This is a genomic window from Serratia sp. BW106, assembly GCF_002607755.1.
GTDB classification, from domain to species: Bacteria; Pseudomonadota; Gammaproteobacteria; order Enterobacterales; family Enterobacteriaceae; genus Serratia; species Serratia proteamaculans.
This window is the reverse complement of the sequence record NZ_MCGS01000031.1, coordinates 1-12,591: the sequence shown is the minus strand read 5'-3', so window position 1 is coordinate 12,591 and position 12,591 is coordinate 1. Positions and strand designations below refer to the sequence as shown.

Below are 12,591 nucleotides of genomic sequence, written 5' to 3'. Positions count from 1 at the left end.
CTTAACCGATCGGTGTTAGCCATTTGGCGGGTTTTTTATTGCCGATAAATCGGCTCAGGCAATTTTCTTCAACTGTTTGATATCCAGCAAATCCAGTTTGCCCTCTATCTGGCTAACGAAATGCTTAAAATGCTCGGTGGCATTGTGTTTTTCCAGCGCCTCGGCGCTTGCCCAACGCTCGAAGAATACGAAAGTGCCCGGCTTTTCGAGATCGCGGTGCAAATCATATTGCAGATTACCCAGTTCCTGACGGCTTGGATCGATAATCTCATGCACCGCATCGCTGACGGCGGACACAAATTCAGGTTTCGCCTGTAAGGTGGCAATAACACGTACTTCCATTTCTCTCTCCCATTCCACATGATTAATGTTGATAACCCGGCAGTTATCGCGCAGGCATCATTAAAATCTCTGACACTATGCGCCTGATAGCCAATTGATTTCAACTTGCCGTGAACAAACAGATGCATCGCGAGCGCTTTCCGCTTATCCTTACACCCCGGCGTGAATAACCCCCATTATTCGCTTTTATGTAGACCCGTATCTAACCGCCGGAGCCTTGCAACATGACTGCACAACCTCAAGCCCTGAAAATCCGCCGCCCTGACGACTGGCACATCCATCTGCGTGACGACGACATGCTGAAAACGGTTCTGCCCTATACCAGTCAGGTCTTTGGCCGGGCGATTGTGATGCCGAACCTGGCTCCGCCAATTACTACCGTCGCCGCCGCTCGCGCTTACCGTGACCGTATTCTGGCAGCAGTCCCTCAGGGGCATGATTTCACCCCGCTGATGACCTGTTATCTGACCAATTCACTGGATGCTGCTGAACTGGTTAACGGGTTCGAGCAAGGGGTGTTCACCGCCGCCAAGCTGTATCCGGCCAACGCCACCACCAACTCCAGCCATGGCGTCAGCGATGTCAAAGCCATCTATCCGCTGTTCGAACAAATGCAGAAAATGGGTATGCCGCTGTTGATTCATGGGGAAGTAACCGATGCCGCCGTCGATATTTTCGACCGTGAAGCACGCTTTATCGAGCAGGTTATGGAGCCGATTCGCCGGCAGTTCCCGGAGCTGAAAATTGTCTTCGAGCACATCACCACCAAAGAAGCGGCGCAGTACGTGCAGGAAGGCAATCGTTTTCTTGGCGCGACCATCACCCCCCAGCATCTGATGTTTAACCGTAACCATATGCTGGTTGGCGGCATCCGTCCGCACCTGTTCTGCTTGCCGATCCTCAAGCGTAATATTCACCAGGACGCGCTGCGTAAGGCCGTTGCCAGTGGTTCAGATCGCTTCTTCCTCGGTACCGACTCCGCCCCCCATGCCAAACACCGTAAAGAATCAAGCTGTGGCTGCGCCGGCGTATTCAACGCTCCCAATGCTATCCCGGCTTACGCCAGCGTTTTCGAACAGTTGGGTGCACTGGAGCATCTGGAAGCCTTCTGCTCGCTGAACGGCCCGCGTTTTTACGGCCTGCCGGTTAATACCGACTTCATCGAGCTGCAGCGCATACCCACTAGCCAACCGGAAGAGATCGTCATGGGCAGCGAAACGGTAGTGCCATTCCTGGCCGGAGAGAGCCTGAGCTGGTCAGTGACAGCAGAATAATCTTTTTTTAATCTAGCCTCTTGCCCCCGCACACGGTTAACTGTATAAATATCCAGTAAATCGCTTCGGGGGCAATTATGCGTGTTGAAGTCACTATAGATAAAACCAAACCGCTACCGTCAGGGGCCATCGAGGCTCTGACCGGCGAGCTGAGCAAGCGGGTAAACCGCCAATTTCCAGACACCCTGGTGCAGGTGCGTTATGCCGGTTCCAACGGGCTCTCGGTATTGGGCGGCCTGAAAACAGATAAAGATCTGATCGCGGACATCCTCCAGGAAACCTGGGAAAGTGCTGACGATTGGTTTAGCGCAGAATAATACTGCAATGTAGTTTTTGCCGGGGGTCGCTCTCCGGCTTTTTTGTATTTAAAGCCCAGCACAACGCAGTTTAATTTTCTGCTGGAAGAAAAGCTTTATCTGGTCTGTACTGAATGCTTTAACAGGAGGTATTTGACATGGCCCCGGACAAGGTAAAAACCGAAGAAGCGATGACCTTTGGCGAACTACTGGCGCTGATTGCCGATCAAAAGCGACGTTTGAGCGTGCTGGAAGTGGCATTTTCCTATCTGGCCTTTGGCCTGGATGACAAAGCCAATCAATTATTAATTCACAGTCTGAAGCTCGAATCGCAAAATCAAAGTCGTGATGCCGAAACCCAACAGCACTTTGCCCATCTGGCCGCCGAGCTGGAAAAACGGCTACAGGGTACTCCGCGGCCCCCTGATGTTGAATGAATCTAATCTCGTTCCTCCGCATGGTTTTGCGAGTCGACGTGTAGAATAATCACTCAATTAAATAATTATTTTACAAAAGAAGGTGGGAAACTCTCCACCGCCGTAGCCAGATGCGTATACTGTAATTGCTCACATGATGATGGGCCGCATTGATCCTCGTTAGTCACTCACGGTAGTCACTACTCAATAAGGGGTCTTTATGGACAGAAATGATGAAGTAATTCAGACACACCCGCTTGTTGGTTGGGATATCAGTACTGTCGACGCTTATGACGCCATGATGATACGCCTTCATTACCTGTCTTCACGAGATCAGACACCCGAAGACGCCCAAGTAGACAGAACGCTTTGGCTAACCACAGATGTCGCACGTCAATTAATCAATATATTAGAAGCCGGCATCGCCAAGATTGAAGCAACGGATTACCAGGACCTTGATCGTAAAAAGCACTAATTCACTGTACCAAAATGCCTAAGGCGCCAGCGATTATCTCTGGCGCCTTTTTCTTTGCCTGCGAACCGCGCAACGGGTGCATTGCAGCGCCCAACCTTTTATCATAAAGAAATAAGAAACCTATAACAGAGAGGGGATGGCACGTGGAATATGACTTAATTGTTGTGGGCAGCGGCTCGGTCGGCGCGGCGGCAGGTTACTATGCAACACGGTCCGGCCTGAAAGTATTAATGATCGACAGCTCGATGCCCCCACACCGTAACGGCAGCCACCACGGCGATACCCGCATCATCCGCCATGCCTACGGCGAAGGCGAAAAATATGTGCCGTTGATCCTGCGCGCTCAGGCTTTATGGAACGGCCTGATTAAACAAACCGGCGAAGAGTTGTTCCAGGACTGCGGCGTTCTGAACATGGGGCCGCAGAATTCTGAGTTTATCAACAACGCCCAGCACAGCGCGCAAAAATTCCGCCTCAATACGCAAAACCTTAACGCAGAGCAGATTAACCAGCGGTGGCCAGAATTCAATGCACCGGAAGGTTACGTCGGCGTATTTGAGCCAGACGCCGGGTTCCTGCGCTCTGAGCAGGCCATTGCCTGCCTGATTAAATTGGCTAAAGATGCCGGCTGCGGACAATTATTCAATTGCCCTGTCAGCGCAGTGCAACCGATCGAGGGTGGTGTTGAAGTGGTCACCCCTGAAGGCCGTTTTCAGGGCCGTAAAGCGGTGGTCACCGCCGGAACCTGGGTAAAAGCGCTGCTGCCAGAGTTACCGATAGCCCCACTGCGTAAGGTATTTTCCTGGCATCAGGCGGATGGCCGCTACAGCGTCAACAACCGTTTTCCGGCATTTACCGTCGAGGCACAGGACGGCAACCATTATTACGGTTTCCCTGCCGATAAAGACGGGTTGAAAATAGGCAAACACGATGGTGGCCAACCGATGGAGACACCGGAGCAACGCAAACCATTTGGCAGTTTCACCACTGATGGAACCGAAGTTTTCCACTTCCTGCGCCAATTTTTGCCGGGTGTAGGGGTATGTTTACACGGTGAAGCATGCAGTTATGATATGAGTCCAGATGAAGATTTCATTATCGATACTCTGCCAGAATGCGATCGTTTAATGGTCATCAGCGGTCTGAGCGGCCATGGTTTCAAGTTTGCCAGTGTGTTAGGTGAGATCGCTGCGCTGTTTGCTGAAGATAAAACCCCACCGGTGGACATCGCTCCCTTCTCTCTGAAACGCTTTGCTTAACCCCTTCCCGTTAACTTAATCGCACCCGCCCACCCGCGCGGGTTGCGGTTACATTTTTTAGTTACATGACAAAACTATCATAACGATCTGAAATATATTGTTAAAAATATTTCAACGGAAATTTCTGGGGTAAGTATCCGGATTTCCGAATTGATCCCCCCTGGTGTAAGTTCTATTTTACAGCTGATATGCCCCTGCTATTTCTTCGAACAACAAGGACGTCACCATGAAACTGCTTGTCGTGGACGAATGCTGCTTCACTCGGGTCGGTATCGATAACTATTTTACTGACAATGTTTTCGCCCAGGTAAAATGTTGCCACAGCCTGGAACAGGCAACCCCCCTGCTGGACCACTACCGACCAAGTCACATTCTGGTAAACCTGACCAAACATTGCCGTCATAGTGAAGATGATGCTCAACTGCAGGCCTTTATTGAGGCTACCTCATCGGCACTGTTGTTTATTTATCTGGATACGCCTTACCCCTACAGCGAAACGCCAATGCGCATCGCCGATCATGCTTTCCTGTTCAATAAAGCCACTTTGCCGGTGACGTTGCGCATGATGCGCGAAAAACCGGTGTCACTGATGGATTGCAGCGTTGAACATTCACTGTTCAGCCCGCAAGAACTGACGGTGATGAAGCACTGGATGGCAGAAATGCCCAATTACCGCATCGCGAAAAAGCTGCAAATCAGTTCGCATACGGTTTATGTTCACAAGCGTCATATCACCGAAAAAATCAACGCCCGCAATCGGCTGGAGTTTTATTCGCTGTATAACGTGCTGCGGTACTTCTATCCGCCAAGCGTCCCCACCAGCCCACTGTCACTGTCCCTGCTGGCGGTATAATCCAAAGCCTGCGCCAAAGCAGGCTGATTTTTCCTTTTAATTTGCCTCTGCTGCACGCTTTGCCCTCTCGACGGTATTAACGCCGCCCGCAAAAATCTATACTCTGCCTGTCCTTATCTTTTGGCTGCTGAGAATGCTAAACAAAATACTGTCGGCGATCGTCAACAATGTGCGTGAACATCTGGTGCTGTATATCTGCCTGTGGCTGGTGTTGTTAGCGCTGGACGTCTATTTCTTCTTTATCCCTTAATTCATGTCGCCTACTTTTCCCCGTTTACGCTTTAGCCGTTTTGGCCTCCCGGAACAGGTCATTGCCCTGGAACAGACCGATCTTCCCAGGCCACAATCCCATCAACTGCTGCTGCAGATGCGCTATGCCCCGATCAATCCATCCGATCTGATCCCTATCTACGGTCAGTATGCACACCGTATCGCCCTGCCCCAGGTCCCAGGCTATGAAGGTATTGGCGTGGTGGTAGATCCCCGTGGGCAACCGACCGGCAGACGCGCACTGGCAGTCAGGGGGAATGGCAGTTGGCAAACCTTTATCACGCTCGACCAGGATAAAGTCATTTGGCTACCGGACGATATTGATGACGTCAGCGCGGCGCAAATCTACATCAATCCACTCACCTGCTGGGTATTGTTGACGCAGTGGCTACCGCTAGAGGTTGGCGACATTCTGCTGATTAACGGTGGAGGATCGGCGATTAGCCTGCTTTTCTGTCAGTTGGCGGCGCTGCGCGGAATTAAATTGGCCGTGGTAGTACGTAATACAGCCCATCGACAGGCGCTGTTGAATGCCGGTGCCTGGCGGGTTCTTCCTGAGGATTTACTGCAACAGTATAGCCTGCAACAACTCACAGGCCATGCGGCACGGGCGGCGATTGACTGTGTCGGCGGAGAAGAGGGTTTGCATCTGGCGCGTTCAGTCAGCGCCAAGGGTGACTTTGTTGCCCTGGGATTACTGAGTAACCAACAGGTTGACTGGCAGTACATTGCTCAGCAACTGCGCTTGCGTACTTCACTGTTCCACCTGCGCAAATGGAATGCACAGGCAACGCCAGCTCAGTGGCAGGCGGCGTTCCAACAGCTTTTCCACTTGCTGAGGCGTGGACAACTGGAGTTACGTCCCCCGGCAGCCATCTACCCACTGCGGCACTATAAATTGGCGCTGCAACATGCCGCCACCAGCAAGACCCAGGGGAAAGTGTTCTTTACTCCGGAGTAACCTGTTTGCCCGGCTGACCGTCACCGAGGATCACCGCCAGTTTATGCCCACCCTCGGTGGTCTCCAGCGCGATACGGGTAATAATGGTCAGGGGAACCGACAACAACATCCCCACCGGCCCCATAAGCCAGCCCCAGAAAATCAATGACAGAAATACCACCAGCGTGGACAACCCCAGTCCGCGTCCCATCACCCGCGGTTCCAGCATGTTACCAATCACCAGATTGATAGTGATAAAGCCCGCAGCCACCACCAGTGCATCGCCAAAACCGTTGAACAGCAGGGCCTGAACCAACGGAGGAACGGCGGCGATCACCGAGCCAATATTGGGAATGTAATTCAGCAAAAACGCCAGCAGCCCCCAGATAAAGGCAAAGCGCACGTCCACAACAGCCAGGAATGCCCAGACAATGATGCCGGTCGCCAGGCTGATCGCCGTTTTGATCAACAGATAACGAGTGACCCCATCCAGCGCGCGTTGAATGTTGGCAATGCCTTCACTCGGTTTATCCAGCGCCTGCTGCAATTTGTAGGGCAGCAGTTGTACTTCAAACAGCATAAATACCACGGTCATCAGCAGCAGGAAGATATTGGTCATCGCGCCGGAGAATCGACTCAACAGGCGAGTGATCAGGTTCATCGCCGCGCTGGGATCGACATACTGCAACATCGCCTCGGTGGAAATGGTGATTTTGAAGCGATCGGCGTAATGCTGCAGTTCACTCAGCTTTTCCAGCATCATGCCGCGGTACTGCGGCAGCGAGCGCGCAAACTCGTTCAGTGATGCTCCCAACACGCCGACAAACAACATCAGCACCACCACCACGGCCACCACCAACAAAGTCACGCCCAGTGCGCGAGGTATTCGCCAGCGTTCGAGCTGTGTCACCAGCGGATTCAGCACCATGGCCAGGAACAGCGCCAACAAGAAAGGCACCACAACATCCACCGCCGCTTTAACACCGGCAAGAATAATCACCAACATCGCCAGCATAATCGCCAGGCGCAGGCTGCGATCGGTCAACAGGGTTCGGCCCATACATGTCCTTTGCGTTAATAGCGCTGGCCCAGCGGGCCATCAGATGAGTGGTATGTTAGCAAACTCTGAGGTCACGTCGCAGAGCTATTACCGGGAGAATAAAAATCGCCGTTTTACTGAACCTCGGCTGGAAATAATCGGCAATCTTGACTAGGGTTTATTTGTGAAAAAACTCAGGGTATTTACGTAAAATGACAAAAGCTGACACTAATAAATAAAACCTTTTTATTTCAATCAATAAGATAAAATCAATAATCGTCCCGCAGTCATCAATTCGACGATTTCACTGACTAACTTACCGCTATCTCGGCCAAATTCTCTGATTAATATTATTAAGAAGTAACATAGTTAAATTTATTATTGATTTTATGTTTCTTAAAGTTTAATTATTGCAGCCAGAAAATCAGGAAGGTAAGGAAACAGGATGCTTTGGAAAAATACCGCCAACCGTTTTGGTCATATTTCAGTGCTGATCCACTGGCTGGTTGCACTGACGGTGTACGGCATGTTTGCCCTGGGCCTATGGATGGTCACACTGGGATATTACGATGTCTGGTATCACCAGGCACCAGAGATACATAAAAGCATCGGCACGCTGCTGTTTATCGTCATGGTGGTCCGGGTCGTCTGGCGTTTTGTTTCGCCGCCGCCCAAACCTTTGGCCAGCTACAGCCGGTTTACCCGCGTGAGCGCAATCCTCGCCCATCTGGCGTTGTATGTCGTGCTGTTCAGTATCCTGATCAGCGGCTACCTGATTTCGACCGCCGACGGTCAACCGATCAGCGTTTTCGGCTGGTTCGATATCCCCGCTACCGTCACCGGTATGGCGGAACAGGCCGATACGGCCGGTACCATCCACCTTTACCTGGCCTGGGTCGTGGTAGTGCTTTCGGTATTGCACGGTCTGGCTGCGCTTAAACATCACTTTGTTGATCGTGATGTTACTTTGAAACGGATGCTGGGTAGCAGCGCCGATTAACCTTTGGATTTATGGAGATTGCTATGTTGAAGAAAACCGTACTGGGCCTGACCGCAGGCGCACTGCTGCTGAGCGCTGGTTCCGCGCTGGCTGCTGACTACAAGATCGACAAACAGGGTCAACACGCCTTTATCGAGTTCCGCATCCAACACCTGGGTTACAGCTGGCTGTACGGCACCTTCAAGGATTTTGACGGCGGCTTCACCTTCGACGAAAAAGATCCGTCCAAGGACAAGGTTAACGTCACGATCAACACCGCCAGCGTCGATACCAACCACGCTGAGCGTGACAAACACCTGCGCAGCGCCGAATTCCTGAACGTGGAAAAGAACAAGCAGGCTACATTTGAATCCACTGAAGTGAAAAAGAACGGCGAAGGCTATGCGGTGGTCGGTAACCTGACGCTGAACGGCGTGACCAAACCGGTCACGCTGGACGCCAAACTGATCGGCCAGGGCAATGACCCATGGGGCGGCTACCGTGCAGGCTTTGAAGCCAACGGCAAAATCAAGTTGAAAGACTTTGGCATCACCACCGATCTCGGCCCGGCATCGCAGGACGTGGAGCTGATTATTTCTGTGGAAGGCGTTCGCGCGAAGTAATATCGAAGCGCGGCGGCAAGGCTGCCGCGCTTACTGTTGGCTCAGCTTGCCGGGCCTTCATCTTCCGGTGCCGGAATGTGCATCGTGGTCTGCAATACCCCTTTCGACTTATTGAAAATCTTGACGCCATTTTCGCGGCCGGCACGGCGCGCACGCTGTTCTTCACGCGGCAACTTCAACTCTTCGCGGCAGATCTCGCTGCAACAGCCTTCAAATTTGGCCGCACAGCTCGGACACTGAATAAACAGCAGGTGACAGCCGTCATTCAGGCAGTTGGTGTGAGTATCGCAAGGCGCACCGCACTGGTGGCAATTGGCGATCACGTCGTCGGAAATCCGCTCGCCCATGCGCTCATCAAACACAAAGTTTTTGCCGACAAACTTCAGCGGTAACCCCTGCTCTTTGGCCTTGCGTGCATACTCGATAATCCCGCCTTCCACGTGATAGACATTCTTGAAGCCGTTATGCAACATATAGGCACTGGCTTTTTCACAGCGGATACCGCCGGTGCAGTACATGACAATATTTTTGTCTTTATTGTCCTGCAGCATCTCAACCGCCATCGGCAGTTGGTCACGGAAAGTGTCTGAAGGCACTTCGATAGCGTTTTCAAAGTGGCCGACTTCATACTCGTAATGGTTACGCATATCGACAAACAGCGTATCCGGATCGTCAATCATCTGGTTAACGCGATCGGCCTGCAGATACTCACCGACGTTTGCCGGGTTGAAGCTCTCATCATCCAGACCGTCGGCAACGATGCGTTCGCGCACCTTCAGGCGCAGCACCCAGAAGGATTTTCCATCGTCTTCCAGAGCGATATTCAGACGCACCTGATCCAGCGCCGGATGCGAGGCAAACAGCGCGGCTTTGAACGCCTCAAACTTATTCTGCGGCACGCTGATTTGCGCGTTGATCCCCTCTTTCGCCACATAAATGCGGCCAAACACCTTCAGCTTGTCGAACTGAACGTACAGGCTGTCGCGAAACGCTTTGGGATCTTCGATGGTGAAATATTTATAAAAAGAAACTGTGGTGCGCGGCTCGGTTTCCGCCAGCATGCGCGCCTTCAGTTCCTCATTAGAAATTCGGTTATGTAACACTGGCATGGTGTACTTTCCTGTCTTTCGGGAGGTGACTGATTTGAACACGCGCCGACCGCAGGCCCACGCGCGGCGCACATAATACCCGAAAATGTGGCTCAAAACAGCATTAACCCGTCGATGAGGTGAAGCGCTGGAAACTTGACGCTGTTCACAAATCCCGATACTCCTAGTGGGAGCTTATCCCCTATTTACCACGGATCTGGAGGACGTCATGAGTCAGCTATTTACCCCGATAACGCTGGGAAAACTGAGTTTACCCAACCGTATTATTATCGCACCCATGTGCCAATATTCCGCCGAACACGGCAAAGCCACCGAATGGCATACCCTGCATCTCGGGCACCTGTCATTGTCCGGTGCCGGTTTGCTGATTGTAGAGGCGACTTCGGTAGCGCCTGAAGGGCGTATTACCCCCAACGATCTCGGCCTGTGGGACGACACAACCGAACAGGCGTTAGCGGAGGTGGTACAGGCAGTGAAAAAACACGCCACCATGCCACTGGGTATTCAACTGGGCCATGCCGGGCGCAAAGCCTCCTGCGCTGTCCCCTGGGCAGGCGGTGGTCAACTTGATGCCGCCAACGGTGGCTGGCAGACGCTCTCCGCCTCCGCGATCCCCTTCGCCCAGCAGGATGAGTCTCCCGCGGCAATGAGCCTGGAACAGATTGAACGCTTGAAAGCCCAGTTTGTTGACGCAGCAAAACGCGCCGACCGGCTCGGTTTTGAATTGATTGAGTTACATGGCGCGCACGGCTATCTGCTGCACCAGTTCCTTTCACCGTTGGCTAACCAGCGCAACGACCAGTACGGCGGCTCATTGCAAAACCGCATGCGCCTGCTGCTGGAAATTTACACTGAAGTGCGTGCCGTGTTCCCGGCGCACAAGGCACTCGGCGTACGTATTTCCGCCAGTGACTGGGTCGAGGGGGGTTGGGATGAGCAGCAGTCGGTTGCGCTGGCAAAAACGCTGAAACAGCAGGGCTGCGACTATATTCACGTTTCCAGCGGCGGCCTTTCACCACAGCAGAAGATCCCGGTGGGCCCTAATTATCAGGTACCGTTCGCCGAAACCATCAAGCGGGAAAGCGGGCTGCCCACCATCGCGGTCGGGCTGATTACCGAGCCGGAGCAGGCGGAAGCGATTGTCGCCACCGGGCAGGCGGATATGATCGCGCTGGCTCGCGGCATCCTGTACAACCCACGCTGGCCTTGGCACGCCGCCGCTAAACTGGGTGAAAAGGTCAGTGCACCGCCGCAATATTGGCGCTCTGAACCGCACGTATTAAAAGGCTTGTTTAAAAACGGCTGAGGAAACCGGGGTGAGGCTCAGCGCCCGCCCCGGCATTCGGTAAAACCGGAAATCACGATCCCCGCCAACAGGGCGACGCCCGACACCGCCAGCAACGGATTAAATTGCAGGTGGGCCCCCAGGCTGCCCAGCAATGCCCCGGTAACCAATAGTCCCGCACTTAACCATGATGCCAACATAAAACCCCCTGAATAATTGCGCGGTATAATACGCGTCTGTCGCTTACGGATTTTATCCTTTAGAGCGGTTCTGTCGAATTATTGGCCAACTTATATCCGTTTATCATTAAAAATGATGTTTTAATGCGGTGCCTTTTCACGTTGTGCGATAAAAATGCCACAATAGTCGGTTATAAACGGCAGAAAATCGTGCAGGGTCAAGGCTCCGGTGCAGAACTGGCCCTCCCATCATTCTGTTATTATCATTAAATGACTGCTTCTAAGCTGAGAACACATGACTCAAGTTCCTTCTTTTAATCGCTCTTTACTGCATCCGCGTTACTGGCTTACCTGGATCGGCATCGGTTTGCTCTATCTGCTGGTCTTGCTGCCTTACCCGATTATCTATCGCCTTGGCACCTCGCTGGGTCGTTTTTCCATGCGCTTTCTCAGACGCCGCGTGGAGATTGCCCAGCGTAACCTGATGCTGTGCTTCCCTGATATGCCACAGGCCGAGCGTGATGCACTGGTGGTTCAGAACTTTGAGTCCGTCGGCATGGGGTTATTTGAAACCGGCATGGCGTGGTTTTGGCCAAACTGGCGTATCGAGCGTTGGTTCCAGGTCAGCGGGCTGGAACATATTCAGAAGGCTCGAGACAACCATCAGGGTGTACTGCTGATCGGCCTGCACTTCCTGACGCTGGAGCTCGGTGCCCGGATCTTTGGCATTCATAACCCAGGTATCGGCGTTTACCGGCCGCACGACAACAAGCTGATGGACTGGCTGCAAACCTGGGGTCGCATGCGTTCCAACAAATCGATGCTGGACCGTAAAGACGTTAAAGGCATGATCCGCGCATTGAAACAGGGCGACATCATCTGGTACGCCCCGGATCACGACTACGGTCCGCGCAGCAGCGTGTTCGCCCCGCTGTTCGCCGTGGAGAAAGCCGCCACCACCACCGGCAGCTACATACTGGCGAGAATGGGTAAACCCGCGATTATTCCTTTTACCCCACGCCGCCTGCCGGACGCCAAAGGGTACGAACTGATCATGCAGCCGGCGGTGGAAAACTTCCCGCTGGATAATGAGTTCGAGGCCGCAGCCTTTATGAACAAGGTGGTGGAGAAGGAGATCCTGATGGCACCGGATCAGTACATGTGGCTGCATCGCCGCTTTAAAACTCGTCCGGAAGGCGAACCCTCACTGTACTGACCGCTAACCCGCCGCACGGCTAACACCGTTCACTTA

General features: G+C 52.8%; 16 protein-coding genes. 12 read left to right on the top strand and 4 right to left on the bottom strand.

The window, feature by feature from the left end; all coding sequences use genetic code 11:
• Positions 1 to 54: 54 nt before the first annotated feature.
• Entirely contained in the window at positions 55 to 342 is a 288-nt protein-coding gene (locus BEI65_RS20115; RefSeq protein ID WP_099064834.1) for a putative quinol monooxygenase, read from the bottom strand.
• Between the two features lie 224 nt (positions 343 to 566).
• Here BEI65_RS20115 and pyrC point away from each other — a divergent pair, with 224 nt between their 5' ends.
• From pyrC to BEI65_RS20075, 8 genes are all read left to right on the top strand, one after another.
• Positions 567 to 1,616 carry a dihydroorotase gene (gene pyrC, locus BEI65_RS20110; RefSeq protein WP_099064833.1) on the top strand — a complete coding sequence of 350 codons (1,050 nt, stop codon included), beginning with the start codon at positions 567 to 569 and terminating at the stop codon, positions 1,614 to 1,616.
• 77 nt (positions 1,617 to 1,693) lie between these two features.
• The gene (gene dinI / locus BEI65_RS20105) at positions 1,694 to 1,933 is read left to right on the top strand and encodes a DNA damage-inducible protein I (protein WP_099064832.1); all 240 of its coding nucleotides are present in this window, start codon (positions 1,694 to 1,696) and stop codon (positions 1,931 to 1,933) included.
• Between the two features lie 137 nt (positions 1,934 to 2,070).
• A complete protein-coding gene (locus tag BEI65_RS20100; protein ID WP_099064831.1) occupies positions 2,071 to 2,349 on the top strand; it encodes a hypothetical protein in 279 nt (92 codons plus the stop codon).
• 199 nt (positions 2,350 to 2,548) lie between these two features.
• Entirely contained in the window at positions 2,549 to 2,803 is a 255-nt protein-coding gene (bssS, locus tag BEI65_RS20095; RefSeq protein ID WP_012006318.1) for a biofilm formation regulator BssS, read from the top strand.
• A 143-nt stretch (positions 2,804 to 2,946) separates the two neighbouring features.
• Positions 2,947 to 4,062 (top strand): N-methyl-L-tryptophan oxidase, encoded by a 1,116-nt coding sequence (gene solA / locus BEI65_RS20090; RefSeq protein ID WP_099064830.1) that lies wholly within the window; start codon positions 2,947 to 2,949, stop codon positions 4,060 to 4,062.
• A 226-nt stretch (positions 4,063 to 4,288) separates the two neighbouring features.
• Positions 4,289 to 4,915 (top strand): LuxR C-terminal-related transcriptional regulator, encoded by a 627-nt coding sequence (locus BEI65_RS20085; RefSeq protein WP_099064829.1) that lies wholly within the window; start codon positions 4,289 to 4,291, stop codon positions 4,913 to 4,915.
• A 133-nt stretch (positions 4,916 to 5,048) separates the two neighbouring features.
• Positions 5,049 to 5,165 (top strand): DUF2770 family protein, encoded by a 117-nt coding sequence (locus BEI65_RS20080; protein ID WP_037423894.1) that lies wholly within the window; start codon positions 5,049 to 5,051, stop codon positions 5,163 to 5,165.
• 3 nt (positions 5,166 to 5,168) lie between these two features.
• The gene (locus tag BEI65_RS20075; RefSeq protein ID WP_099064828.1) at positions 5,169 to 6,146 is read left to right on the top strand and encodes a zinc-dependent alcohol dehydrogenase family protein; all 978 of its coding nucleotides are present in this window, start codon (positions 5,169 to 5,171) and stop codon (positions 6,144 to 6,146) included.
• Here the strand turns inward: BEI65_RS20075 and BEI65_RS20070 are convergent.
• Positions 6,133 to 7,185 (bottom strand): AI-2E family transporter, encoded by a 1,053-nt coding sequence (locus BEI65_RS20070; RefSeq protein WP_099064827.1) that lies wholly within the window; start codon positions 7,183 to 7,185, stop codon positions 6,133 to 6,135. The genes BEI65_RS20075 and BEI65_RS20070 overlap by 14 nt on opposite strands.
• A gap of 424 nt (positions 7,186 to 7,609) precedes the next feature.
• Here BEI65_RS20070 and BEI65_RS20065 point away from each other — a divergent pair, with 424 nt between their 5' ends.
• Together BEI65_RS20065 and BEI65_RS20060 are read left to right on the top strand one after the other, a co-directional pair.
• Positions 7,610 to 8,164, top strand: a complete 555-nt coding sequence (locus tag BEI65_RS20065) for a cytochrome b (RefSeq protein WP_099064826.1) — start codon at positions 7,610 to 7,612, stop codon at positions 8,162 to 8,164.
• A 23-nt stretch (positions 8,165 to 8,187) separates the two neighbouring features.
• Positions 8,188 to 8,766, top strand: coding sequence for a YceI family protein (locus BEI65_RS20060; protein WP_099064825.1), 579 nt, complete (start codon positions 8,188 to 8,190; stop codon positions 8,764 to 8,766).
• Positions 8,767 to 8,807: 41 nt separating this feature from the next.
• On the opposite strand, the gene BEI65_RS20055 is transcribed toward BEI65_RS20060, so the two are convergent.
• Positions 8,808 to 9,875 carry a rhodanese-related sulfurtransferase gene (locus BEI65_RS20055; protein WP_099064824.1) on the bottom strand — a complete coding sequence of 356 codons (1,068 nt, stop codon included), beginning with the start codon at positions 9,873 to 9,875 and terminating at the stop codon, positions 8,808 to 8,810.
• A gap of 208 nt (positions 9,876 to 10,083) precedes the next feature.
• On the opposite strand from BEI65_RS20055, the gene BEI65_RS20050 reads away from it, so the two are divergent.
• Positions 10,084 to 11,181, top strand: a complete 1,098-nt coding sequence (locus BEI65_RS20050; protein ID WP_099064823.1) for an NADH:flavin oxidoreductase/NADH oxidase — start codon at positions 10,084 to 10,086, stop codon at positions 11,179 to 11,181.
• Positions 11,182 to 11,198: 17 nt separating this feature from the next.
• Here BEI65_RS20050 and BEI65_RS20045 read toward each other — a convergent pair whose 3' ends face one another.
• Positions 11,199 to 11,360: a histidine kinase gene (locus BEI65_RS20045; RefSeq protein ID WP_099064822.1), complete on the bottom strand. Its 162-nt coding sequence runs from the start codon at positions 11,358 to 11,360 to the stop codon at positions 11,199 to 11,201.
• A gap of 274 nt (positions 11,361 to 11,634) precedes the next feature.
• Here BEI65_RS20045 and BEI65_RS20040 point away from each other — a divergent pair, with 274 nt between their 5' ends.
• Complete coding sequence (locus tag BEI65_RS20040) at positions 11,635 to 12,555, top strand: Kdo(2)-lipid IV(A) acyltransferase (RefSeq protein ID WP_099064821.1); 921 nt, start codon at positions 11,635 to 11,637, stop codon at positions 12,553 to 12,555.
• Positions 12,556 to 12,591: the final 36 nt, after the last annotated feature.